At 61.2% G+C, this 22,693-nt stretch carries 34 protein-coding genes and 3 tRNA genes; 7 read left to right on the plus strand and 30 right to left on the minus strand.

Translation table 11 applies throughout. The annotated features are described in order from the left end of the window. Window positions 1-8: 8 nt before the first annotated feature. Window positions 9-1,070: a class 1 fructose-bisphosphatase gene (locus tag AB4037_RS22950; RefSeq protein ID WP_434956275.1), complete on the minus strand. Its 1,062-nt coding sequence runs from the start codon at window positions 1,068-1,070 to the stop codon at window positions 9-11. Window positions 1,071-1,196: 126 nt separating this feature from the next. Between AB4037_RS22950 and AB4037_RS22955 the strand changes: the two genes are divergently transcribed. Further along, the gene (locus AB4037_RS22955) at window positions 1,197-2,132 is read left to right on the plus strand and encodes a LysR family transcriptional regulator (protein ID WP_441773058.1); all 936 of its coding nucleotides are present in this window, start codon (window positions 1,197-1,199) and stop codon (window positions 2,130-2,132) included. A gap of 316 nt (window positions 2,133-2,448) precedes the next feature. Here the strand turns inward: AB4037_RS22955 and AB4037_RS22960 are convergent, their stop codons facing one another. After that, complete coding sequence (locus AB4037_RS22960) at window positions 2,449-2,817, minus strand: response regulator (RefSeq protein WP_434956273.1); 369 nt, start codon at window positions 2,815-2,817, stop codon at window positions 2,449-2,451. A gap of 219 nt (window positions 2,818-3,036) precedes the next feature. Here AB4037_RS22960 and AB4037_RS22965 point away from each other — a divergent pair, with 219 nt between their 5' ends. Both AB4037_RS22965 and AB4037_RS22970 read left to right on the plus strand, forming a co-directional pair. After that, window positions 3,037-3,330, plus strand: a complete 294-nt coding sequence (locus tag AB4037_RS22965; protein ID WP_434956272.1) for a DUF3572 family protein — start codon at window positions 3,037-3,039, stop codon at window positions 3,328-3,330. After that, window positions 3,330-4,598, plus strand: coding sequence for a DNA polymerase IV (locus AB4037_RS22970; protein ID WP_434956271.1), 1,269 nt, complete (start codon window positions 3,330-3,332; stop codon window positions 4,596-4,598). The genes AB4037_RS22965 and AB4037_RS22970 overlap by 1 nt, the downstream gene beginning before the upstream one ends. A 199-nt stretch (window positions 4,599-4,797) precedes the next feature. Here AB4037_RS22970 and AB4037_RS22975 read toward each other — a convergent pair whose 3' ends face one another. From AB4037_RS22975 to AB4037_RS23005, 7 genes are all read right to left on the minus strand, one after another. Continuing rightward, window positions 4,798-6,498 carry an ArnT family glycosyltransferase gene (locus AB4037_RS22975; protein ID WP_441773059.1) on the minus strand — a complete coding sequence of 567 codons (1,701 nt, stop codon included), beginning with the start codon at window positions 6,496-6,498 and terminating at the stop codon, window positions 4,798-4,800. Between the two features lie 77 nt (window positions 6,499-6,575). Then, window positions 6,576-6,652 (minus strand) — tRNA-Arg (locus AB4037_RS22980). A gap of 147 nt (window positions 6,653-6,799) precedes the next feature. Next, the gene (locus AB4037_RS22985) at window positions 6,800-7,105 is read right to left on the minus strand and encodes an ETC complex I subunit (protein WP_434956269.1); all 306 of its coding nucleotides are present in this window, start codon (window positions 7,103-7,105) and stop codon (window positions 6,800-6,802) included. A 33-nt stretch (window positions 7,106-7,138) separates the two neighbouring features. Beyond that, window positions 7,139-7,215, minus strand: a tRNA-Pro gene (locus AB4037_RS22990). Window positions 7,216-7,311: 96 nt separating this feature from the next. Beyond that, entirely contained in the window at window positions 7,312-7,731 is a 420-nt protein-coding gene (locus AB4037_RS22995) for a DUF192 domain-containing protein (protein ID WP_441773060.1), read from the minus strand. Window positions 7,732-7,790: 59 nt separating this feature from the next. Beyond that, the gene (locus tag AB4037_RS23000) at window positions 7,791-8,381 is read right to left on the minus strand and encodes a cold-shock protein (RefSeq protein ID WP_441773061.1); all 591 of its coding nucleotides are present in this window, start codon (window positions 8,379-8,381) and stop codon (window positions 7,791-7,793) included. A 171-nt stretch (window positions 8,382-8,552) separates the two neighbouring features. After that, window positions 8,553-9,329 carry an SIR2 family NAD-dependent protein deacylase gene (locus tag AB4037_RS23005; RefSeq protein WP_441773062.1) on the minus strand — a complete coding sequence of 259 codons (777 nt, stop codon included), beginning with the start codon at window positions 9,327-9,329 and terminating at the stop codon, window positions 8,553-8,555. 34 nt (window positions 9,330-9,363) lie between these two features. Here AB4037_RS23005 and AB4037_RS23010 point away from each other — a divergent pair, with 34 nt between their 5' ends. Together AB4037_RS23010 and AB4037_RS23015 are read left to right on the plus strand one after the other, a co-directional pair. Continuing rightward, window positions 9,364-9,804, plus strand: coding sequence for a VOC family protein (locus AB4037_RS23010; protein ID WP_434956265.1), 441 nt, complete (start codon window positions 9,364-9,366; stop codon window positions 9,802-9,804). Between the two features lie 116 nt (window positions 9,805-9,920). Further along, a tRNA-Glu gene (locus AB4037_RS23015) sits at window positions 9,921-9,995 on the plus strand. A gap of 70 nt (window positions 9,996-10,065) precedes the next feature. Here the strand turns inward: AB4037_RS23015 and AB4037_RS23020 are convergent. From AB4037_RS23020 to AB4037_RS23040, 5 genes are read right to left on the minus strand one after another with little or no spacing between them, the layout of a single operon-like run. Next, a complete protein-coding gene (locus tag AB4037_RS23020; protein ID WP_441773063.1) occupies window positions 10,066-11,265 on the minus strand; it encodes a tyrosine-type recombinase/integrase in 1,200 nt (399 codons plus the stop codon). After that, window positions 11,186-11,476: a helix-turn-helix transcriptional regulator gene (locus AB4037_RS23025; protein ID WP_441773064.1), complete on the minus strand. Its 291-nt coding sequence runs from the start codon at window positions 11,474-11,476 to the stop codon at window positions 11,186-11,188. The genes AB4037_RS23020 and AB4037_RS23025 overlap by 80 nt, the downstream gene beginning before the upstream one ends. Further along, entirely contained in the window at window positions 11,473-12,012 is a 540-nt protein-coding gene (locus tag AB4037_RS23030) for a GIY-YIG nuclease family protein (RefSeq protein WP_441773065.1), read from the minus strand. Before AB4037_RS23030 ends, AB4037_RS23025 begins: the two co-directional genes overlap by 4 nt. Then, the gene (locus AB4037_RS23035; RefSeq protein ID WP_441773066.1) at window positions 12,009-12,215 is read right to left on the minus strand and encodes a hypothetical protein; all 207 of its coding nucleotides are present in this window, start codon (window positions 12,213-12,215) and stop codon (window positions 12,009-12,011) included. Before AB4037_RS23035 ends, AB4037_RS23030 begins: the two co-directional genes overlap by 4 nt. Further along, complete coding sequence (locus tag AB4037_RS23040; RefSeq protein ID WP_441773067.1) at window positions 12,212-12,910, minus strand: hypothetical protein; 699 nt, start codon at window positions 12,908-12,910, stop codon at window positions 12,212-12,214. The genes AB4037_RS23035 and AB4037_RS23040 overlap by 4 nt, the downstream gene beginning before the upstream one ends. Here AB4037_RS23040 and AB4037_RS23045 point away from each other — a divergent pair. Continuing rightward, complete coding sequence (locus tag AB4037_RS23045; RefSeq protein WP_434956261.1) at window positions 12,909-13,184, plus strand: DUF1488 family protein; 276 nt, start codon at window positions 12,909-12,911, stop codon at window positions 13,182-13,184. The genes AB4037_RS23040 and AB4037_RS23045 overlap by 2 nt on opposite strands. A gap of 5 nt (window positions 13,185-13,189) precedes the next feature. Here the strand turns inward: AB4037_RS23045 and AB4037_RS23050 are convergent, their stop codons facing one another. Genes AB4037_RS23050 through AB4037_RS23060 form a run of 3 tightly spaced genes read right to left on the minus strand, consistent with a single transcriptional unit; the run spans window position 13,190 to window position 15,011 of the window. Beyond that, a complete protein-coding gene (locus tag AB4037_RS23050; protein ID WP_441773068.1) occupies window positions 13,190-13,456 on the minus strand; it encodes a hypothetical protein in 267 nt (88 codons plus the stop codon). Continuing rightward, window positions 13,453-14,535: a DNA-methyltransferase gene (locus tag AB4037_RS23055; protein ID WP_441773069.1), complete on the minus strand. Its 1,083-nt coding sequence runs from the start codon at window positions 14,533-14,535 to the stop codon at window positions 13,453-13,455. The genes AB4037_RS23050 and AB4037_RS23055 overlap by 4 nt, the downstream gene beginning before the upstream one ends. After that, on the minus strand, window positions 14,532-15,011 hold the full coding sequence (locus tag AB4037_RS23060; protein ID WP_441773070.1) for a hypothetical protein: 480 nt from the start codon (window positions 15,009-15,011) through the stop codon (window positions 14,532-14,534). Before AB4037_RS23060 ends, AB4037_RS23055 begins: the two co-directional genes overlap by 4 nt. A gap of 437 nt (window positions 15,012-15,448) precedes the next feature. Here AB4037_RS23060 and AB4037_RS23065 point away from each other — a divergent pair, with 437 nt between their 5' ends. After that, the gene (locus tag AB4037_RS23065) at window positions 15,449-15,694 is read left to right on the plus strand and encodes a DUF982 domain-containing protein (RefSeq protein ID WP_441773071.1); all 246 of its coding nucleotides are present in this window, start codon (window positions 15,449-15,451) and stop codon (window positions 15,692-15,694) included. A 236-nt stretch (window positions 15,695-15,930) separates the two neighbouring features. On the opposite strand, the gene AB4037_RS23070 is transcribed toward AB4037_RS23065, so the two are convergent. From AB4037_RS23070 to AB4037_RS23130, 13 genes are all read right to left on the minus strand, one after another. Next, window positions 15,931-16,773: a phage Gp37/Gp68 family protein gene (locus AB4037_RS23070; RefSeq protein ID WP_441773072.1), complete on the minus strand. Its 843-nt coding sequence runs from the start codon at window positions 16,771-16,773 to the stop codon at window positions 15,931-15,933. 2 nt (window positions 16,774-16,775) lie between these two features. Next, entirely contained in the window at window positions 16,776-17,078 is a 303-nt protein-coding gene (locus AB4037_RS23075) for a hypothetical protein (RefSeq protein ID WP_441773073.1), read from the minus strand. After that, window positions 17,078-17,461, minus strand: coding sequence for an HNH endonuclease signature motif containing protein (locus AB4037_RS23080; RefSeq protein ID WP_441773074.1), 384 nt, complete (start codon window positions 17,459-17,461; stop codon window positions 17,078-17,080). Before AB4037_RS23080 ends, AB4037_RS23075 begins: the two co-directional genes overlap by 1 nt. Beyond that, the gene (locus tag AB4037_RS23085; RefSeq protein WP_441773075.1) at window positions 17,458-17,919 is read right to left on the minus strand and encodes a hypothetical protein; all 462 of its coding nucleotides are present in this window, start codon (window positions 17,917-17,919) and stop codon (window positions 17,458-17,460) included. The genes AB4037_RS23080 and AB4037_RS23085 overlap by 4 nt, the downstream gene beginning before the upstream one ends. Continuing rightward, window positions 17,916-19,091, minus strand: a complete 1,176-nt coding sequence (gene bet, locus AB4037_RS23090) for a phage recombination protein Bet (protein ID WP_441773076.1) — start codon at window positions 19,089-19,091, stop codon at window positions 17,916-17,918. The genes AB4037_RS23085 and bet overlap by 4 nt, the downstream gene beginning before the upstream one ends. Window positions 19,092-19,098: 7 nt before the next feature. Continuing rightward, on the minus strand, window positions 19,099-20,022 hold the full coding sequence (locus AB4037_RS23095; protein ID WP_441773077.1) for a hypothetical protein: 924 nt from the start codon (window positions 20,020-20,022) through the stop codon (window positions 19,099-19,101). A gap of 13 nt (window positions 20,023-20,035) precedes the next feature. Next, window positions 20,036-20,284 (minus strand): hypothetical protein, encoded by a 249-nt coding sequence (locus tag AB4037_RS23100; protein WP_441773078.1) that lies wholly within the window; start codon window positions 20,282-20,284, stop codon window positions 20,036-20,038. Next, a complete protein-coding gene (locus AB4037_RS23105) occupies window positions 20,285-20,488 on the minus strand; it encodes a hypothetical protein (RefSeq protein ID WP_441773079.1) in 204 nt (67 codons plus the stop codon). Further along, window positions 20,475-20,753 (minus strand): hypothetical protein, encoded by a 279-nt coding sequence (locus tag AB4037_RS23110; protein ID WP_441773080.1) that lies wholly within the window; start codon window positions 20,751-20,753, stop codon window positions 20,475-20,477. Before AB4037_RS23110 ends, AB4037_RS23105 begins: the two co-directional genes overlap by 14 nt. After that, window positions 20,750-20,998, minus strand: coding sequence for a hypothetical protein (locus tag AB4037_RS23115; RefSeq protein ID WP_441773081.1), 249 nt, complete (start codon window positions 20,996-20,998; stop codon window positions 20,750-20,752). The genes AB4037_RS23110 and AB4037_RS23115 overlap by 4 nt, the downstream gene beginning before the upstream one ends. Before the next feature lie 5 nt (window positions 20,999-21,003). After that, a complete protein-coding gene (locus AB4037_RS23120; protein WP_441773082.1) occupies window positions 21,004-21,366 on the minus strand; it encodes a hypothetical protein in 363 nt (120 codons plus the stop codon). A gap of 371 nt (window positions 21,367-21,737) precedes the next feature. Further along, window positions 21,738-22,142, minus strand: coding sequence for a hypothetical protein (locus tag AB4037_RS23125; protein ID WP_441773083.1), 405 nt, complete (start codon window positions 22,140-22,142; stop codon window positions 21,738-21,740). After that, window positions 22,135-22,638, minus strand: coding sequence for an ImmA/IrrE family metallo-endopeptidase (locus tag AB4037_RS23130; protein ID WP_441773084.1), 504 nt, complete (start codon window positions 22,636-22,638; stop codon window positions 22,135-22,137). Before AB4037_RS23130 ends, AB4037_RS23125 begins: the two co-directional genes overlap by 8 nt. Window positions 22,639-22,693 lie beyond the last annotated feature (55 nt).

Here is a 22,693-nt window from a genome sequence, read left to right on the forward strand (position 1 = left end):
TTCCCAGCTCAGACGCGGAACAGGCCGCGATTGGCGAACAAAGGCGCCGAGGTCGGCGGCCACAAGCCCGGTCGGTTATGCAGCGTTTCCAAATGGGCGACCTTGGTCCTAGCCCCAAGGATCAACGGTACGCGCTGATGCAGCGAGGTTGCGCGGATATCGAGAATGCGGATCCGGCCATTGGAGGCCGCCCCGCCTGCCCTCTCCATCAGGAAGGCCATGGGATAGGCTTCATAGATCAGCCGCAGCCGGCCCTGCCCGTAGCCGGCCCTGGCGTCTGCCGGATAGAGATAGATGCCGCCACGGGTAAGAGCCCGGAAGGTGTCGGCCACCAACGCTCCGTGCCAGCGCATGTTGTGATCCCGCCCTGAGGGACCGTCGGCGCCCGCCTGGCACTCGTCGATGAAGGCCCGCACCGGCTCTTCCCAATGCCGATAGTTGGAGGCGTTGATCGAATATTCCGGCTGGTCCCGTTCCGGCAGACGGACATTGGCCTGGGTCAACAGGAACTGGCGGTTGCGGCGGTCGAGGGTGAAAATATCGACTCCCTCCCCGAGCGACAGCACCAAAGTCGTCTGCGGACCATAGATGACGAAGCCTGCAGCAAGCTGGCTGGTGCCGGCCGGCCATACCAGGGTACGATCGACCGCCGAGGCCAGCACGAATTCGTCTGGCGTCGGCACGATGGAAAAGATCGTGCCGGCCGGCATGTTGAGGTCGAGATTGCCGGATCCGTCGACCGGGTCGATGGCGACGCATAGAGGCTGGCTCGCATCCCAGATTTCCAACTCGTCGGCTTCCTCCGACGCGAAGGCGGCGATCGGGCAAGTTCGCAGGGCCTCCCGGAACTGGCGGTTGGCCCAGACATCCATGTCCTTCTGTTCGTCTCCCCCGGCATTGTGGCCACGGGTCTCCTCGGCGATCTCGGCGAGCGTGCCGAGCGAGACGGTTTCCGAGACTCGGATGGCGGCCGCAGCGAGACTGGCGACGACTTCGACAACCGCGGGCCTGAGCATGTCGGCACCGGCATGGCGAGCAAGATAGCTGTCCAGAGTCGGTTTGTCGGTCATCGGCATTCTCCCCCGGATGATGCCCCGTCCGGGGCACCGTCATTTCGTGGTCTTTCGAGGAGTTTGACCGAAAATAGAAAATAATCGAAATTTTGTTTTCTTCGCCTTTGCGAAAGTTTTTCTTATATGGTCATACGCCTACGAGACATCACCCGTCGGCAGCTTCGCGCCCTCGCCGCCATCGCATCGAGCGGCTCGGTGACGTCGGCCGCCAAGAATCTGCACCTAACCCAACCGGCGGTGACATTGCAGCTGCGCAACCTGCAGGATCTGGCTGACCTGCCCTTGCTGCAACGGACGGGCGATGGGATGATCCTCACCGATGCCGGCATCGAGATGCTGCAATTACATAGCCGCATCGAGGCAGCCATTGCCGATTGCGAAGCCACGCTGAGCATCATCTCCGGAAGAACCGCCGGGCGTGTCTCGATCGGGGCGGTCAGCACGGCCAAATATTTCGTGCCGTTCATCATCGCAGCCTTCTCACGCGTGCATCCGCGGATCGAAGTGACATTGTCGATCGGCAATCGTGCCGAAATCATGCAGGCCCTGCGCGACTACAAGCTCGACGTCGCCATCACAGGCCGCCCTCCTCCCGACATCGAGGTCGAGAAGCACCTGATCGGCCAGAACCCACATGTCATCATCGCGTCGCGCAATCACTGGCTGGCGAAGGAGAGAGGCCTTGCCGCGGTCGATTTGTCGCATGAGACTTTCCTCACACGAGAGCCGGGTTCAGGCACCCGCATGCTGATGGAGCGCCTGTTCGAGCAGACCGAACTCGCCCCTCATATCGGCATGGAATTCGACTCAAACGAGACGATCAAGCAAAGCGTGATCGCCGATCTCGGCATCGCCTTCCTCTCGGCCCATACGGTGGCGACCGAGTTGGAGGATGGCCGCCTCGTGATATTGGACGTGGCGGGCCTGCCTGTGACCCGGCAGTGGTTCGTGGTACGCCGGGTCGACAAGGTGTTGTTGCCTCCGGCCCAGGAAGCCTTGGATTTCATCGCAAGAGAGGCGTCTCAATATCTGCCGCGCCCGCTCCTCAGCCACGACTGACCTCAAAAAGGGGAATTTGTGGGATCGCAGGGATCTCAGCCCATAGGCGCTAACTTTGCGGAACTCGGTGCTTATCTGGTGGGTCGATCTCCAGATCGACCATCTTGGAAGCGCCTTGCTTGCTGGCGGGAAGATGCCGATCAGAAGATCGGCACACCTCGTTTCAGGCGCCTCCACTCGCAAAATTAGCGCCTATGGGCATCCCCGCCCGCTCTCGGAAACACTGTGCTTGCAGGAAGAGCAGGCTGTCGTGAAATGCTCGGGCGTCGCTGAGATAAATGCGATCCTCAGAAATGCCTTGGCGATTCTCGAGGCCCTATTCTCCCAGGAAGCCGCGCACCGTTTCCAGGAACTTCGCCACCGAGATCGGCTTCGATAGATAGGCTTCGCACCCGCCCTGGCGGATGCGTTCCTCGTCGCCCTTCATGGCGAAGGCCGTGATGGCCACCACCGGGATCGTCTTTAGCTCGTCATCGTCCTTGAGCCAGCGCGTCACTTCGAGGCCGGAAACCTCAGGCAGCTGGATATCCATCAAAATCAAATCGGGGCGATGCTCGCGGGCCAGGCTCATCACATTGATGCCGCTACGCGTTTCCACGATGTCATAGCCGTTGGCTTCCAACAGATCATGGAAGAGCTTCATGTTGAGCTCGTTATCTTCCACGATCAGGACTTTCTTGGCCATGGAGCCCCTCGTCTACGCCAAAGCATCCTGCGATGTGGCACAATAGCCAAGAATCACAAAGACGCGCCAAAAACAAAGAGTTAGAGCAAGGAAGCGTTTTCAGCAAAACGTGCTTTGCTCTAGAATGCGCTGCGGATATCGCGGCTGCGAATCTGTTTTCAACCACGCCCGCTTACTGGCACGTTGTTAGCAGTCAGTCCTTACCAAACGGGAAATCGAATGTTCAGGCAAACCGCCGGGCAGGCAGCTCAAAAACAACGCGCCGAAGAAGTCGCGACGGCCGCTCTCGGCTTCATTGCAGCGGACGAGGATCGACTCAACGGTTTCTTCATGGCGACCGGCCTGTCACCCGACGAGATTCGCAGTGCGGCCGCCAAACCCGGCTTTCTCGCGTCGGTGCTGCAGCACGTCCTCTCGGATGAGGCGAGTGCCGCCAGCTTTGCAGCGGAGAATGGCCTGTCTCCGGAAGATCTGCAACGAACGGCTTTCCAGCTCGGCATTCGTTGGGACTGATGGGCGCTCTCTGCCGCGACTGCCTTGGCGAAGCGGGCGAGGCAGATCGCTGCCCTACCTGCCGTTCGCCGCGCATTGTCCGGCATGCTGAACTCGAGCGGCTCGCCATCGCCCATGTCGACTGTGACGCCTTCTACGCCACCATCGAGAAGCGCGACGATCCTTCCCTCACCGATAAGCCAGTGATCGTCGGCGGCGCCAAGCGCGGTGTGGTCTCCACCGCCTGCTACATCGCCCGCACCTATGGCGTGCGTTCGGCCATGCCGATGTTCCAGGCGCTTAAGCTGTGCCCGGATGCGGTGGTCGTCAGGCCCAACATGGAAAAATATGTCCAGGTCGGCCGCCAGGTCCGCGACATGATGCTGGCACTGACGCCGCTGGTCGAACCGCTTTCGATCGACGAGGCCTTTCTCGACCTCACTGGCACCGACCGCCTGCATCACGCCAGTCCGGCCCGTACACTGCTGCGTTTTGCCAACCAGGTCGAAAAGGAACTGAAAATCACCGTGTCCATCGGGCTCTCGGCCAACAAGTTCCTGGCCAAGACCGCCTCCGATCTCGAAAAGCCCCGCGGTTTTACCGTGCTTTCGCCGGAAGAAGCGCCCGAGTTTCTGGCTCCGCGCCCAATCTCCTTCATCTGGGGCGTCGGCAAAGCTGGAGCCGCCCGCTACGAGCGGGACGGATTGCGCACCATCGCCGACCTGCAGCGTGCCGGGGAGATTCCACTGATCCGGCGCTACGGCGTCGAGGGGCAGCGCCTCGCCCGCCTCGCCTTTGGCCGCGACGCCCGCAAGGTCGATCCAGAAGGCGATCGCAAATCGGTTTCGGCCGAGACGACCTTCGAGCACGACCTTGCCAGTGGCGAGAGCCTGTTGCCGATCCTCTGGCAATTGTCGGAAAAGGTTTCGGCCCGGCTTAAAAAATCCGCCATTGCCGGTTCCACCGTGACGCTGAAGTTGAAATCGGCCGATTTCCGCATTCGCACCCGCGCCCAGAGCCTGCACGAGCCGACACGCCTGGCGACACGCATCTTCGAGACCGGCAAAAAACTGCTCTCGAAGGAAACCGATGGCACGCAATATCGCCTAATCGGCATCGGCATCACCGGCCTCACCGACATGGCCGACGCCGATCATGGCGATCTCGCCGACCCCAACGCCAAACGCCTTGTCGCGGCCGAGAATGCCATCGACGCCGTCCGGGCGAAGTTCGGCAAGACCGCCATGCAAAAGGGCATCGCCTTCAAACCCGGCAAGGGCGAGACCTAAGGATTCATGCGTCGACAAACGAATCGAGCTGGCTCGACCTTTGTCATTACCGGGCTTGACCCGGCAATCCAGTTCCTCCCTCCAGACGTCAAAGACGGGCTCCCTGGATGCCCGGGTCAAGCCCGGGTCAAGCCCGGGCATAACAAAGGTGGCGCTTCAATTATGTCCGGACAATGCCTAACCAAGGCCGCAAGACGCGTTACGGGCTGCGATAAACGCCGATATCCAGCTTCTTGCCGCCGTTGATGTTGATTCCCGCAACCCTGGAAACCAGGTCGACCTTGGTCCCGTTCGCGGTGAGACGGGCCAGAAAGGCAGGCTCGAAGCGCTTGTCGACAAAGGCGGCCCGGCAGATCCCCTGCCCGATGAAGTCCGCCGCGCCTTCGGGGCTGGGCATATCGAGATCGGTACCGGCCAGGAAGACCAGGCTGGGCTCACGAAAGCCAACGCTCGCTGCTGCGACATGCGGGCATTGCGCGGCCTGGGCCGCCGCAGCCAAGCGCGGGCTGATGGCCATAGCCTGCAATTTGGGAATGGCGCCCGCATAGATGCCCCAATAAAGCAGCAGGCCGGTGGCGAGACATGCCAGGACGGCCTCCACGCCCCTTCCCTCACCCAGCCGTCGCCAGGCCAGCCATGCCGCCGCTACGGCCCCGATGGCGAAAGCCAGCGTCAGCCAGGCGATCTCGCTCTGATAGAACCACACCGCTCCGACCCCGACCACCGCCAGCACCAAGGCCAGCAAGGGGATCAGGCCGGCGACGATGCGCGCCCAGAGGCTTCGCGACAGCCCGTCATCGAAGACCGCCATGGCGATCAGAATCGCAATCGCCGGATAGACCGGCAGGACGTAATGCGGCAGCTTGGTCGGGAAGAATTCGAAGACGAGCCAGAATGGCACCAGCCAGGCGAGCAGGAAGATCACGGCCGGCCGACGCCGCTGATGCCAGACCCAGGGCGCGGCGAGTGCCGCCAGCGGTGCGAATGGCCAGAACGTGCCCCAGAACACGGCAAGATAGGTTCCCGGCCAGCCACCATGCGATTCCTGGGCGCCTGCCACCTTGTTCAGCATGTCCTTGCCGACCGATTCCTGCAGGAAGGCGCCCTTGGTCTCGATCATGATGGCGATGAACCAGGGGGATACCAGGACGAGCGTGAGCAGGATGCCCCAAAGCCAGCGCAACTGCCCGAGCCAGCGCCAGTCACGCGTGGCAGCCACGGTGCCGGCAATGGTAAGGCCGACCAGAAGGGCGCCTATGGGCCCCTTGATCAGGATCGACACCGCCATGCCGAGCCAGAAAACGGCTGGAAGCGCGAGGCCCGCGGGCGCCGGTTCTCCCCGGTGCGAAGCCATGAAGAACCGGGCGAGCACGCCCACCATCGCCATGACCGTCAGCAGTTGCGTCGCATCCGTCTTCGCCAGGCGCGCCTCGACGCCGAGCAGCAGGCAGCCGGCCATGATCAGGCCCGCAAGCAAAGCCGAACGTCGTCCCGCCAGCGGGATCGCCGTCCACCAGGTCAGGAGCACCGCTCCAATCGCAGCAATCAGCGAGGGAATGCGATAGAGCCAGATCGTGGTGCGTGCCTCGGGAACCCCGAGGCTGGCGCCGAGGCTGACCGCTGCCGTCTGCAGCCAGTAGATACCGACCGGCTTCTTCAGCCTTGCCTCGTCCTGGAAGCGGATGGAGACGAAATCGCCGCTCTCCAGCATCTGCTTGGACGCCTGGGCAAAGCGCGGCTCGTCACGATCCATCGGCGGCAGACCGGTGAAGCCGGGCGCGAATGCGAGCAGCGCAGCCACCAGCAAAGCAGAGATCGCCAGCAGATTCGAGCCCGCTATGCGGTCGAGCAATCGTCCAGGGGTGCTGGCAGCTGCCGGTGATTCGGATAGAGCTGCCATGCAAACCTCCGCCGATGTGCGGGTTATGTCGGAAAACCGAAGTCCGGCTCGAGCCGATGGAGAAGACCGGCCTGGGATGGCGACCCCAGCAGGGCTCGAACCTGCGACCTAGCGCTTAGAAGGCGCTCGCTCTATCCAGCTGAGCTATGGGGCCAATCCCGACGCCGAGCGCTAAAGCGTTTTGCGATTTGACGCAATCACCAAGAAGCGCAAAGACGCTTTAGCCAATCCATTGGATCGGCTGGAAACAAGGAGCGAGAGCAAACAGGCGTTCAGTGAGGAACGCGCTTTGCTGTCAAACTCAATGGGTCCACTGACCCACGCGCGAAACCTTGAAGTTGTCCGAATAGGACACGATCTTCGTCGTCGCTTCCTGCGGCTCGAAGAGTTGATAGGCGATGCCGTTGCGAGTGGCGTAGGCGATGGCCTCTTCCTTGGTCGCGAAACGCAGCTTGACCTGCTGCTTCATGTCACCCGAGGAAGTCCAGCCCATGAGCGGCTCGACCGAGCGCGGCTCTTCCGGCTCGAACTCCAGGAGCCAGTCCTTCGTCTTCGCGGAACCGGACTGCATCGCCGTACGTGCCGGCTTAAAGATTCTGGCTGTCATCGTTCGCCGTCCGCCTTTCGTCTCATCCATCCTTGGTCGGGGCAGCAGGATTCGAACCTGCGACCTATAGTACCCAAAACTATCGCGCTACCAGGCTGCGCCATACCCCGTTAAGGACGAATGATGAGCTTACTAAGGGGCCGCGCCGAGAACCGCAAGGGCCTGAACGGCCCGATTTCAAAAAGTTGTATGACCGGGGTACGCGGTCAAGGTTTGAAGATCGGGTAGCTTACCTTGTCGCCGGGCTTGATGCCCAGCTTGTCCGCCGTTCCCGCCACCACCTCCAAGACGGCAAGCACCGGCGCCCCAGACATGATGGTGCGCGTCGACAAGGGTTCGGCACGCTTCTCGATACGCTGGATCGTGCCATCGCCGCGGATGAAGATCATGTCGAGCGACACATAGGTGTTTTCCATCCAGAACGAGGCGATACGTTCGGCCGGGAAGGGAAACAGCATGCCCTTGTCCGGATCGAGGCTGCGTCGGAACATCATGCCGCGCCTCTGTTCGTCCTCGGTGCGCATGACCTCGACCTGGAAGTCGCGCTCGCCGCCAGCTGTGGCGACCGACAAAGGCTCGAACACGCCATCCTCGGCGCGCAAAGCCGAAAGGCCCGCAATGCTCACAAACAAAGCAAGGATAGCGGCGTAAGCTATTGAAAGCGAAAAACTCTTGCGCATTTTCGTCAATGCGACTGCGGTCCAGTCGGTCCATCCGCAAGCTTGAGCTCGGCGGCCATCAATCCCTTGGGTCCGGTGCCGAAGCGCACCATCAGGATCTGACCTGGCTTCAGGTCCATGATGCCGAACCGCCGCAAGGTCTCCATATGGACGAAAATATCCGGTGTGCCATCGCCCCGCGAGACGAAGCCGAAACCGCGCAGGCGATTGAACCATTTCACCGTGGTCGGCTCGAAACCACCCGTCGGCGTCACCTGCACATGGGTGCGGGCCGGCGGCAGCTGAGCGGGATGCACGGCGGTGGATTCATCCATCGACAGGATACGAAAAACTTGCAGGCCCTTGGCACGCTGTGTGGCCTCGACCACCACGCGCGCGCCCTCGAAGGCCGCCTGGAAGCCATCCCGGCGCAGGACGCTGACATGAAGCAGAATATCCTGGCCGCCATTGTCCGGAACGATAAAGCCGTAGCCCTTCGCAATGTCGAACCATTTGATGGTGCCGGCGACCTCCAGCAGGCCCGCCGGCCTCTCGTCCGGATGTCCCCCGGAGTCGTGAACTGGCTCGAACCTTGCTTCAAAATCGTTCGTACCCATCTACGCCATCCAACACATTGCCCACGGATTGGGCCGCCGCACGATTCTTGAGGCTGCTACGATAACACCCCCTGGCTCAACGGAAAGCCCGAATTAACATTTTTGTGCCTCATCTTCGTACAATCGCAAAACGTCCCTAAAATCGACGAACTCTCGAAAATCCAGCTGCATTTACAGAACGAATTCCTCCAGCAGATCGCCGATCTCTCCCCGCAGCAATAGATCTGCATAACGATCGCCTGGTGTCTCCTCGCGATTGACGATTACCACCCGCGCGCCCTGGCGATGGGCAAGTCGCGGCAGGTCCGCGGCCGGATAGACGACCAGGGATGAGCCGACCACCACGAAAAGATCGCAGGTCCTGGCGAGTTCGGTGGCGCGCCGCATCGCCGTCTCCGGCATGGGCTGCCCAAAGGATATCGTCGCCGTTTTGATAAAGCCGCCGCAATCGTCGCAGCGCGGCGCTTGTCCATTTGCCAGGAACGGGGCGCGCAAGGCCTCGATTTCATAGCGCCTGGCGCAGTCGAGGCACGTCGCATACGTCGTGTTGCCATGCACTTCCACGACGGCATCGGCCGGAATGCCCGAATCCTGGTGCAGATTATCGATGTTCTGCGTGATCACCGCCGGACATTTGCCGGCCTGCACCCAGGAGGCGATCGCCATATGGCCGCGCGTGGGCCGGGCCGAGCGGATCTCGTCGTCCATGTCGAAGCGCCGGCGCCAACTTTCGCGCCGGGCCTCCTCGTCGGCCAGGAACGCCTCGAAGGCAATCGGTTTTATCCGGCTCCAGCGGCCGCCCGGCGAGCGAAAGTCGGGAATGCCGGCCTCTGTCGACAGGCCAGCACCGGTGAAGGCGGCGACACGATCGGCCCGCGCCAGCATTGCGGCGAAGCGGGCGCGTTTTTCGGCAAGCACGGCATCCTTGTCGGCGGCGGCAATCGGCATTAGGCCTTACCTCTCCACATGCAATGAGGGTCCGATGAAATATCTCCACACCATGGTCCGCGTCCGCGACCTCGATGCCTCGCTCAAATTCTATGTCGACATCTTCGGCCTGGTCGAGGGTCGGCGCTATGAAAACGAGAAGGGCCGCTTCACCCTGGTCTTCCTGGTTGCCCCGGAGGATCTCGAAGCCTTCCGGGCCGGCAAGGCCCCTGCCCTCGAACTGACCTACAACTGGGATCCGGAAGATTACGGCAGCGCCCGCAATTTTGGCCATCTCGCCTATGAGGTCGACGACATCTATGCCTTCTGCGCCCAGTTGCAGCAGGCCGGCATCACCATCAACCGCCCGCCCCGCGACGGCCACATGGCCTTCGTGCGCTCGCCGGATCTGATCTCCATCGAGATCCTGCAAAAGGGTGATTCTCTGCCGCCAGCCGAGCCCTGGGCCTCGATGGCGAACACCGGCGTGTGGTGAAACGGGGCATTTCACCCGCAAAACCAGCACCAAAACTGCCCGGCACAACAAATTTCACAAAGGCGGCATATTCCTCTTGCCGCCTGCGATTCACCCCTCTATATGTCCGCCCCGCCGCGCCCTTCGTCTATCGGTCAGGACGCCACCCTTTCACGGTGGAGAGAGGGGTTCGATTCCCCTAGGGCGCGCCACACCGCTAAGTCAGTACTTACTTATCAATGGCTTACTGACCGAAATTGTCGCACCTCCTGTAACCGCCTCTTAAGGTGCGACACGGCTGTGCTGTCTCCGTTCCCCAGGCTCCGTCAAAATCTTCTCGGCAACGAGGGTCTGCGCGATCCGCTGGAAACCTTTCGTCGCTAGAATCAGGGCTCTCGCCTTCTTGGTGTAGACGCCGGACTGGCGATTGTTTGCCCAGCCATACATCGCCTCGAGCTCGACCTCTGAGCCGCCGTTCTCCGAGCAGATCGTTGCACCGCCCTTGCGGAGACCGTGCGGCGAACAATCCGGCAAGCCAGCCTCACGGCATCGGTCTTTGAACCAATTCCCAAACGCCGCGCCGGAGGCGAACGGTTTGCCATAAGCCGTGAGCAGGTACGGGAGTTGATCAGTGTCGGGCATTGCCTCGATCGCATCGACGAGCGGCCAAGGCATTTCGGTGATCAGGTCCGCACCGGTCTTGCTGGTTTTGAAGTTCACCTTGCCCGAGCGAGCGTGTTGCCGGCCGAACTTCACCGCGTCGGAGCGCCGGAGCCCGGTGAACAGAAGCTGCATGCAGGCCAGATACGGCATTGTGCCGATCGGATGCCTCTTCACGTAGGTTCGGATGTCGTCGACCGTCCAGGTGTAGAAGCCCTCGGATTCGGTCTTGATCTTTCCAAGCCCCGCAGCTGGGCTCACCTCTATGATCTTGATGCTCACAGCCCACGTGTAGAGCGCCTTGAGGGATTTCAGCCACTCATTGGCATTGCCGGGAATAGCAGACCGCTTGGCGACGCCTTTGGCTATGTTCTCGCCTGGGATCACCATCGGCTTATGGCCGTGTTCCCTCTTCACTTCCTCCAGGATCTTCCGGCGACGCTTTCGGCCGAGCGGATCCATGGTGAGATATTTCGTCGACTCGGTGAAATATCGCTCGATCAACCAGCCCAGCGTCTTCGGGGCGAACGGCACTCGCACATCTTGTTTGCCTGCCTTCGCGGCATTCTCTTCAACACCGGCGAAGAGCGCTTTCACTGCTGCTCGATACTCGTCGAGGAATTCGGGCGACGAAACCGGGTGCTTGAGACGGATCCGTTTTCCCTTCAGGCGCGCATAGACGACGCGCCGGCCGTGACGCGTCTTTTCCTCGCTTAGATACCGAAGATCGATCTCCATCCCGTCAGGGTGCTTCATCGCCCCAACCGTCGTCAACGTCGCCTTCTGGGGATTGCGGGGATTGCTCATCACGAAGTTGATCAAACGCCGAATCCAGCGCGCGCATATCCCAGATCACCCGCCGGTCGATCCGGATCGGCTTCGGCATCTTGCCCGTTCCAACGAGCTCGAGGAACTTCGTCTGGCTCAGACCGATGTAAGCTGCGGCTTCTTCGCACGACAGGCCGCGCCGCGGCGCCGGCGAGAGTGGCAGCACGATGGTGGTTGCGGCGTCGATCGCGCGGGCGTGCTTCATCGCGGAATCTCCTGGGCAACGCGCTTAACCAGCGCGATCGCCTCGCTAGGAAAGCAATCGAACCATTCCCCCTGACGACGGCAGTGAGAAAGCCGCACATGCACGGCCCTCTCGATATCGCGCGCGTCCTTCGCTGCGACTTCAAGTGCGAAAACACATCTCACCTCGAATGGTGACGCGCCCTTCAGATCTGCGAGGCGCTTGGCGACATCGAAGGCTATTCCGACCTTCACATACCGCTCGGTTTCCATGACGTAGACGCTTCTGCGCCCCCGATCTCGAGCTTTGATTTTCTTTTCTTCTGCCAGTCGTTGCTGCAGGGCGGCCGCTTCACTCATCGCCTTGATAGCGCCAAGGGATGTGTAGAGCCGGCCGGCCATCTTCCATGCGGTGAGGGTCCTGTTGGCTATGCCTTTTCGCAAGCCGCTCACCGACATTGTTCCATCGGGATATGCGAGTTGTGCAGCGATATGAAGCTGCAGAGGGGTGTCATCGTTGATCAGCGACGGATCTGGAAGACGAGGCGAGCGTGTCATGGCCTTTCCCCGTTCACTTTGCGACAAGCAACCCACTGAGCCGATGCCCCGGCCAACGCCTCTAGCTCTTGCGCGGCGAGTTCGATTCCACGCTCGACAATGCTTGTCATTGAAATGCTGTAGGGCGTGATTTGCTTCAGCGCCTCCAGTCTGGCTTGAGTCTCCTCGGATAGACGGACTGTGAGGCTCTTGCTCTTCGTCATGCCGCCTCCTTCAACGCGTCGATGTTCTGCCTATGCACGGTGAAGGTCAGCGCGACCACCCAGGGGTTTGCCCCCCAGGCCCCGGGGCCGTTGATTTGGCACCAGAGCGCGGCATAGGCCTCTCGAGGATCTTCCCAGGCTGACACCTCGTGGCCCGTGACCTGCGCCCACGTCGCCGGCCGGACGGTGAACCGATCACGATAGCCATCGCCGATCACGGTGCGGCCGATCCCCTCGGCAATTGCATCCGTTTCGCTGATGTCCTGCAATCGCTCGACCTTGACGCCGGTCACCACCAGCGTGAGGCGCGATGCCCAGCGAGGCATGAACATGCTGGAGCGGAGACGGCCAATCTTGGCTATGGCTGGGTACCCCCAAGTTTGGTGGGCGCCATCCGCTTGGTATTGGATCGGCTCTTCACCGCCCATCGCAGACGGCGCCAAATCGTCATAGGCAGCAGCGCTGCGCCACGCCTCGCGCACCCACAGACGATCACCGTCGCGCCAGGGATAAGCGTCATCTCGCCACTTTTGGTTACCGGGATCGAGAACATAGTTGTCCGACCAGGTGCCGTCGAAAAGGCTCGGCCTATTCGGGTTGTGCCGTGGCTTGATGACGCGCCGCGTCTGCGTCTTGGTCCCGGCCAAAAGGGCGCGTATCATCGCCGGAGAGAAAAGAATAGGGCGATCAACCATGCCGCTCACTCCCTCCGATCGAGAGCCTTTGGACTCGTTCAATCCTCAGGGCGTCAAATTCTTCATGATGGATGGCGAGCGCGAGGTTCCGTGTTTGGTTTCTCGCGCCTATCTCGACGACATCGGGCCAGGGCTGACGAACAATGAGGCGGAACGCATTGCCCGGTTCGTGGACAATCGAGCTTTCATCGAGCAGATAGCCAGCCGAAAGCACGATGCCCGCATGCTCGACGATGGCTACGTGATCGTCACGAATGGGGACTTTCGCAGGTAGAGCCATCAAATCCCCCCTGCCGCTTCGATGGCGGCGGCTTTGCAGGCGCGGAAAGCTTCCGTGACCCGGACATAGATTGAATCGGGAACCTCAAGACCGTCGGCGGCTCGCTGGTCAGCTTTGACGGCCTGATGCCACGCCTGATCGTATTCGCGGCGCAGTGATGCGGGTATCGCGCTGTAATGCCGATCACAGATCCATTCTTCGTCAGAATCGAACGTCGGCTTGCGGGTGCACCGGCAGAACGGGACGAGGCAGGTGATACGGGTCATTCTGCGACCCCCTCGAATAATGGCGCACTCCCCTTCGGTTGCTTCCGTCGTCCCCTGCTCTCCATCGCCGTGATTGGGCCGCTCCGGGCCTCGATCATGCGGGCTCGCGCCATATCGGCGGTTTTCGGATTGATCTCGATCAGGACGGCGTCACGGCCAAGACGATCGGCGACAAGTCCGGTCGTGCCGGGGCCACCAAACGGATCCAACACCGTGTCGCCCGGTCTGCTACCGGCCAGCATGCAAAGCTCGGCGAGCGCCGGCGGCATCATGGCGTGATGCTGCTCGCCGCTCGGCTGCGTCGCGATCGTCCAGACGTTGCGACGATTGCGCAGACCGCCGCGCTCGACCTGGTCCAAACCGGATTGGTCGGAGCTGCCATATTGGGCGTGCCGGGGTGGCAGACCGCGCTTGCGAGTCGGAAAGCCACCAGACTTGCCGCGGTCATTTCCTCGAGCTGCGGCTGCACTCTGGTTGCCTCTTCCGGTGACGCGGGCGCGTTGCTCGTATCGCTCTTTCGGGTCAGTCTGGAGACCTTCAGCGATGGCGCCCGCATCGTAGAAATATCGTTCCGACTTCGCGAACAGGAACACGTGCTCATAGCTGCTGGTCGGCCGATCCGTGACGCTCTCCGGCATCGGGTTCGGCTTTGCCCATATGATCGCACTTCGCAGATACCAGCCATCCGCCTGCAGCGCGAAGGCAACACGCCAGGGGATGCCGATCAAATCCTTGGGCTTGAGGCCCGTATATTTCTTGTTGCCGCCAATTGGGGAGGCATGGAGGGCGGCGACGTGCTTGCCGCCCGTGTGCCCACCCCATTTGCCGACGTTGGCATAGCTGTCGCCAAGGTTGAGCCACAAGGTGCCATCGTCCCGTAGCACGCGCTGCACCTCGCGAAATGCCCTTACCAGCGCCTCGACGAACTCGGCCGGCGTCTGCTCAAGCCCTATCTGACCGTCGGCATCATAGTCTCGAAGGCCGAAATAGGGAGGCGATGTCACGCAGCACTGCACGCTCTCGCTCGGCAAGGTCTTAAGCACTGCGCGGCAGTCGCCCTGGATTACCTTGACGCTCACTCGACCTCACTCCCGCACTGAAACTTCCCTCCCCGCACGGACGGATAGTCGCCGGCCGCGCAACGCGCCTGGGAAAGGCCGCAGGAGCAAAGCTCGACGGGAGGCAAGCCGGTCGCGGTCAGGCGTTGGGACGGAACCTTGAGGTACCCAATCGCGCCATCGTCGAAGCCCTTTTCGATCTCCTGATCTTTGTCGAGAACGACGGTCGCCTTGCGCTGGTGCCACGACCTGATGACACCGCGCCGCGTGATCGCCCGCTTCTCGAACGGGTCATCATCTGGCCGGCTCCACGATTTCTCGACGAGATCGAATGCCTTCACCTCAACGACCGCGCCCGGTGGAAAATCCTTTTGCGGCAGCCGGCACTGCAGCGTTGCCTTCGTGATGCTGAGGCCCTTGAGGGCGGCCAGCGTCTTCGTCCGGATGCTGCAGTCGGCCTTACGGTGGCAATTATGGCAGGGATGCAGAACGGTCATGTCGCGACACTCCCCGCACATTGACATCCGACAGGACGAGGACGAATGATCTCCTGCGCGGGGGCGCAGCCGTTCAGGGACCGAGTGCGATGGCTTTGCGCCACACCAGGGGAACTTACGTTGTCGTTGCAGTACTTGTGGCGAGCGTGACCCTGTTTTTCCTGATTGATCGATCGCCCGCGACCTGCACCTCCATACAATTCACGGAAGCAGGGGACTGGCGTTGTTTCGCGGTCTTGCCCACGTTTCTCACAATTGCGGGATCTTGGATGCTGCTGGTTCTCGGGACCATTGGCCCTTGGGTCAAATCCAGACGGCTGGCGAGACGAGAACGTGCACGCCAAGACCGCGCTGGTTCCTGAACAATCTGCTCCTGCGATCACCACCCTCCCCGGAACCATCCCGCCCCGCCGACGTTGGAATCGCGGAGGTGCGCCATGGACCCCAAAGTCTTCAGCAGCCCTGTGAAATTCGAAACCGGCATCGGCCAATTTCGGATCGTGGCGACGGTGCAGGAGGCAGCGCGCTTCCTCGACCACAACTGGCCGATCGCCGAGGGCGAGGCCTATGACGGCGCGCGCCAGGCCTGCCTTGATGCCCTGGAAGGGGAGGTCCCGGCCGAAATTGCCAGAGAGGCCTTCATGGAAGCCTGCGATGAAGCCGGCATGTATGTGATGCAGTGATGGAGGGCGAGATGCCCGATCGAACACGCCAGAAGCCGCCCGACAAGACGAGGAAGAGAGCCCCGGCCCCCGAAGCTTCGCCAGACGACGAAATCCCGCTGGTGCCGCCGAAGGTGAGCTATCCCGGCCAGGCCGAAGATAAGCCGGTGCCGGAGCCCGGTCCGCAGCCTCACAAAAGACAGCGCGGTAGAACCGAGCGGATGCATATTCTCTGAGCGCGACGTGATGCAGTGAGGTCATGCCGGCACCTCGGGGAAACCGTTGTGCTCGACGCCATCGAGAAGGCGGCCGGCGAATTTCTTGCCAACGCGCCAAACACGCTCGTTATCGTCCAGGCCCAAGCCGAAATCGTTACTGGTTCCTGAAGGGATCGCCTGATCCTCTGGAACTTGATCGCCGCCAATCCACTCGCCATTCTGCTTGTGCAGATAGCCGATGCCGGCCCGCTGGCATTCGTCGCGCAGGCTGCGAAACCAATCCGTTCGCGTAGGGCGCGCATGGTGCCCGCTCTCGCCGCCCGTAATGACCCAATCGAGATATTCGGCCGACCGCCCGAGCTTGAGTGGCCCCAGCAGAGGCTCGCAGGACAGGAAGCGGATCGAAGCCGGCGCCGACGTCAGGAACCGAATACGCCGGTCGAATTCCTGCTGGTTCTCCGCCGTCATGCCGAGCCAGATATTCCGGGGCATGCCAGCGTCCCACTTCGGCCAGATCATCTTGCGGATGTTCTGCGGACGCTTGGTCAGCAGCAGCCAGTCCAGATGCGGGGTATCCTCGATCACGTCGAAGAGGTCAGAGCGCCAAATATCCGGCACTTGATTGTCGAAGACATCAGCCAGCGAGGCACAGAAGACGCGATACCGCACTTGCTCGGCTTCGGCTTGCCGGTTCCACTTCAGGGGGTGCCGCCAGTTCGATTCGGCGGTGCGCCTGCGGTTGCCCTGCCAAAGATCGCCCTGCCCCGTGCGCTTCGCCCAGCCTTCGGCATAGCAGTGATCGCAGGCCGGGCTGACCTTCGTGCACCCTACCCACGGATTGAACGTATGGTGCGCCCACTCAATCTTGGTGTTCTCACCCATTCTTATCTCCAGTATCCAGCTTCAAAGCGCCAGCCACCCACGTCAGGTCGCGGGCGGGCAGCAGGCGCCGATTGTTTCTCCTGCTCGGCACGCCAGACTTTCAGGTATCCAATCAGGTCAGCGACGCCGAAACCGGAGTTGCTCTGATCGAGGATCAGCCACTTGCCCGAGCTCGGCCAGAAGTCGGCGACGCCCTCGATGCGGTAGTGGTACGGGCCCTTCACGACGTGGTCGAAACCGTTGGCGAACAGGCGATCGAGATCCTCTGCTTGCTGTTCCGGGCTACGGGGGCGACGCTTTCCCATCAGGAGCTCCCATCCCGACGCACGACCCCGCCGCCGATCTTCGATTTGAACGGTTTGTCGCGGCCGGTCGGCCACGAACTGCGGGGCTTACGGATGCCCAGATGCCGGTCGGAAACGCGCTTGGATTTGGCAACCAGCGGCGTATCGCGGTGTGAGGTCTTGAACCGATGGCAGGTCAGGCAGACAGCCGCGCAATTATCGAGTGTTGGCTCACCGCCGAGCCCATCTGCGATAATGTGATCGAACTGGACGCCGTAGCCGAGCGGTGCGTTGCAGCGCTGTCCGTCAGCCAGGCCATAGAAGGCACCAAGCGCCTCACAGAACATGCCTGAACGCTTGAGCGCGTCCCGGCGAACCTGAGTGGAGAACTCGCGCCGGCTCATGCTGCGGCACCTCGCGATGCCGCCATGCGGACGCCGGCCATTTCCTCAATCTCGCCGCGAAGGCGGCTCTCAGGGATTCCGGGCAGGATCTCTTCCAGGATGATCGGCCAGACGAAATCGAAATAGGCGCGCCATTCTGGTAACGACCAATCTCCGGTCGGCAGCGGCGTGCCCTTCGCGAGAGAGCCATCGGAAGCGACATAGACCGCCGATACCTTGTGGGCGCGCAGCATCAGCGCGGTATGGACGGCCTCGCCGTCGGGGAACATGCCAGTTGCGGCAGCGATCTTGGCGCATAGCGCGCGATACAGCCGCGTCAAGTCGAGGGGTGCAGGATAGTCGACAGTGACACGGAGCGCCCTCGCGTGCGGAAATCGCTCAAGTTCTGCCTGATCGTAGGCACTTGCACTCACCAAGGTGCTGCCGCGACGGGCCATGACAAGCTCAATCGCCATCATGCGCCCACCTTGGCTTGGGCAGCTTCGGAGCGGAGAGCCTTCAGGCTGGGTTCAAGCTCTTCGAACTCGTCCTGGTGGAGCTTTGCGACCCAGAAATTGAAAGCCTTCAGCCCTTCCCTGGCCTTTGCCCGCGCATCTTCCATGAGGCCCATGGTTGCTGGCGGCGTAGGGGCAGCCTCCGGCGTCGGTGGATCCAAGTCGGGAGCTGGCGGTTCTGGCATCGGCGGTTCAGGAGGTGTCTCGTCGACGGGCTGCTTCAAGGCCTCGATGCGCGACTTGTGCTTGTCGAGAAGGCCAACCATTTCCGACGTTTCCGCCGCCAGCAGTTTCCGCACGGGCTGTGGACGCCCCTTCCAGGCCGCCTTCAGATCATCCTCCGATTTGCTCTCCGACAGCAGTTCGTCGAGGCCAAGGACATACTCGTTGAACGACCATTCGGCTGGCTCTTTTGGCTCTGGAGGTATGGCGGAATCCGTAGGCTGACCTGCCGCTTGGTCGGCGCCTTCAGCTGGAGGTGGAGCCGGCAGTTCGGGAGGTACAGGCGGCGTCGGAGGGGCAATTGCCTGCTGCTCGAATACGCGGCCTTCCATCTCATCGTCAGTCGGCTGGTTACTGACGGCCTCAGGAAAGGCCATGCGCAACGCTTGGGCCTCGGTCACCTTCGCGAGTTGAGCATAAGAGCGCTTGGTCCACATCGCATTTGGCGCGATCGTGTCCTTGCCCGCTGTCGCGTAGTTTTCGAGCCAGAACTCCTTCGCCGCAAACGGGCGCTCTTTGCCCGCGATTAACCTGTGAACCGTGATCTTGCACCATTCAGGGAAGGCTACTTCCTTGCCGCCAAGCGTCTCGGTTCGCGCGGGGCCATATTCCGGCTCGCTCTTGCCGACGTACTGGCCGGTGCGGGCGGCGTCGATGCGGTAGCTGTAGATGCCGGGCATTATGACGTCGCGCATGGCGCCCTTGCCAGAGGCGGCATCCTTGACCCACATCGGCACGATATGGACCGGCTTCATCATCGGATCGAGGTTGCGGGCCCGGCAGTAGGACAGGACGAGCGCTATCGATTCCGGGCGCGCGCCCGGGTAGAGCGAGCTCTCCATCGTAGTGAGGAGTTCTGCATCGGAAACATGGGCAATCGCGGTCGACTGCTGAACGGAAACGATCTGGTTCATGGTGACCTCAGGCGGCGTATTGCTGATTTTTGTGATGTGCGCCGGGAACCTCGACACCGGCAGTGAGCAACCTGCCCGCCAAAAGCCTCACGACCTCGACGAACTCGGAAACCGGCTCGTTCATGCCGGCGAGATAGGCCGAAGCGGCTTTGATGTCGGTGATCTCGACGACCTTGCGCGTCTTGAGCACAACGGCACGTTTCTGGCCGGCGCGGGCGGTGCCGATATCGATGACGTCCTCGCCGACACCAGCGGCTTGAGCTGCCAGTTTCTTGGCTTCGTCCAGGCGAGCCTTCTCCGCCTTCAGCCATTCGCCCACGACAGTCTTCGCGGATGACTTGGCGCGGGCTGCCTTGTCGGTGACAGGCTTCCATTTGGCGTCGACTGCCCGCCCGGCGTTGAGGTGAGGTTCCTTCTCAGCTTTGTGCTCGGCAGTGGCTGCCTTTTCGAACTCGCCGAATTTGGTGGCGATATCGGACATCTTGTCGGCCGTGGCCTGGTCCGTGATCGCGCCAGCAGCCATCAGCTTGCGCGCCATTGCATCCCATTCGGCCATGTCGGCGACGATCTGATCGAGCGTCGATCCGCTATTGTGTCCGATGCCGGCGACGCTCGGCTCGACGACCGTGGCGACCGGAGTTTCGTCCTTCGGAGGCAAAGCCGTTTCGTCAGGCCAGGGCGCACCTTCCATCTTGGCCTTGTAGTCGGGATGCTTCACCGGCATGCGGCAGACCTGGGCGAACAGGTCGGCGATATCGGGTTCGCTCCTGATGTCCTTGGTTCCGATACGAGCATACCAAGTGCCATCGGTCTGCCAGATCGCGACCGGATCGAGCCTGCGCGTCCGATAGAAACCCTGATGGATGTCGCCCTCTTTGGCTTCCGGGGACTTGCCGGCAAGGGCGTCCTGCCAAAACTGCCAAACGTTCATGATTTCAGTCCCTTCACAATTCGGAGTGCTGTGGACCCCAGACTTCGTTCTGATGCCGGATGACGGATCGAAGAGTCGCGAGGCCCGTCAGGAGGTCGGTCTTGTCCTGGCTGTCGGGCTCGGTCGCCTTGACCTTCAGCCACTGGCGGGTGAGCCATTCGGTCGCCTGATACGAGGACAATCCCTCGACCTTTCGGCAGGCAAAGCTCACCGCGGTCTGCACCCGATCCGACGCGGTCAAATTGATCTTGATGCTGGCCATTCACAGCGCGCGCTCCAGCTTGAACTGCTGGTTCCGCAGCGAACGGATCTTGTCGTTCAATTGGCGGTATGCGCGCTTGCGTCGCTTGGCAGCGTCGCGCTTGGCGATGGTGGCCTCGATCCGGCAAACTGTCGGACCGACGATTCTGGCCCAACGCCATTCCCGCCACTCGGCAATGATGGCTGCGATATCAAACGGAGGCATGGCTGGCCTCCATCCGCTGCCGGCGAGCACGGGCGCCTTCCAAAGCGTCGTCGAAGCAAGCCAGGACCTCGGCTGGATCGAACGGCAGCGCCGGCACCAGTCCTTTTTGGACGGTCAGCAGTTCCAGGCAGCGCGCTCTATCGTTGAGGTCGGCACCCGAGACAGCGAGGAAATCGCCGATATCGCGGACGGATTGGGCCCGGGCGACAACGGCTTGGGCCGCTGCGCCGATCGGGCGGAAGCTGGGAGGGAGCGGCCCGGTCATGGCCGTACCCTCCGTGCTTCCAGCATCGCGTCGGCTATGCGGAAAGCCTCGGCAGGGACTTCATTGAGGTTCCAAGTGCACGCGGCGCTATATTGGCCGGAAAGGAGCCCGATAAGTGCTTGGCTAGCGAACCAGTCACGGGCATTCAGGCCAGCATACTGAATCGTGGAGCCATTGAGCTCGACGACCAGCGGAAACGCCGCGCCGCCGCATTCATCCAATTTGTTGATAATCTCATCGGACATCGCCGTCACTCCGCCGCAACCAGGGCAGGAGCAGCCTCAAGCCACCTGCCCTCGACGATCTCGGAAACCCAGGCGTCCACGACCTTGTAATCCTGCATCAGGCGCAGCCGGTTGCCGTCACAGTGCAGCTCGTTCGACGCGATGTAGTGCTCCGCTTCCTGGCAAATCGCCTTGGTGACGTCCTTGCAGGTGCCGACAGCCGGATCGATCTCCAGGACCTGCAGAAGCCCATGTCCCGCCTTGTCCTTCGGATCGAACTCGCCGTTGACGAAGCGCTCGACGATTTCCTTGCGGGTCAGGGCAACGGCGCACTCGTCGAAGGTGACGCCATAACGTCCAAAGCAGGTTTTGGTGATAAGGTGGGGCATCTGGGCTCTCCATCCGGTGTTGACCGGGTATGGAGAGAGCCTATAGCGGTACATGTACCTCGTCAATAGGAAAATAGGTACATGTACCGCTTCTGGTGGCGGTTTAAGTAGCCGCCCCGCACTCCGCTCACAAAAAAGCCCGCTCGAGGCGGGCTGGCAGACAAAAAGAAACCCGGCACGTACAAGCAGCCGGGTTCACAGTTACATGACAATGAGCGCCAGTCAGAAGGGGGACTGCCGACTGGGCGTGTCACTATGCGAGAGGCCGGCTCGCGGGAACAACCCATAGAACCTGGTGGCACAGGTAAAGTGGATAGGCAGCAAAAACCCGCCTCGAGGGCGGATTCGCATCCAGGGGGATATAGCGATACTTAGTGGGGGTCGAGTTTGGTAAAAAGCGACTTCACTACAATAACCGCGAGACCAATAATTTGCCCGAGGTTCTGAACAAGGAGCAACGGAAGCAGCCAGCGGTAAGCAGTGAAATTCCAAACTCCGCTGCCAACAAGGCCCAGTAAAATCGATTGGAACACGATCATGAAACCCATGGCCCCCATCAGGAACCACGACCAAATTCCCTTGTGGGAATAGTGGGCCACGAGTCCGGCAAGATGGGCATACGCCCGCTGTGCTTCAATGGATTGCCGGGCGTATGTCTTTTCGTAGACGGCTTGTTGCCGATTATCCTCCGCAGACGTGCCCCCAACGGCCTGCAACATCTCTTTCAGAGAGGGGATTTCCTCACCCGAACGACTAGCGGAGGCCTCCTCAGACATTCTTGAGCCGATTTTCCATCATCGCAATTGATACCAGGAAAATGCGGGCCAGCACCGTAACGCTAGCATCTTTAATGGGCCGCAAGAGTCTGCTGGGAACAAGGAGGTTTGCCGCAAAGCAATTGGCCTCCTTCTCAAACACGTTTGATTCAGCCACCGCCTGGAATCGGGGGAGGACCGGATATTTGTCAGGGTGCGCTAAAAAGAACTTCCGATGCAGTATCCAGTGTCCAAGTTCGTGGGCAATGGTGAAAGTTTGCCTGTTTGTGGGATCGGCAGAGTTTACATAAAGGCGCGCACTCTCGAAATCACAAAATCCTGCCACCTTCTCGCTGTGAACGCCCATACTTGTGAATACAACATTGACGCCGCTGGCTTCGGCGATTTCCAAAGCTGGAATAGGAGGCGTTGAATAAGCAGCCGTAAGCCGGTCGGCCTCGGCAGTTGCATTTTTATAATTGGGCGCCTTCGGGAGCTCTAATTCCATAAAGGACATTGCAACTCCTCTCATACGCTAAAGCCACTTGTATCAGCTAAACATGGCGATTCCA

It is taken from the genome of Labrys sp. KB_33_2 (assembly GCF_052114505.1).
In the GTDB taxonomy this organism is placed as follows: Bacteria; Pseudomonadota; Alphaproteobacteria; order Rhizobiales; family Labraceae; genus Labrys.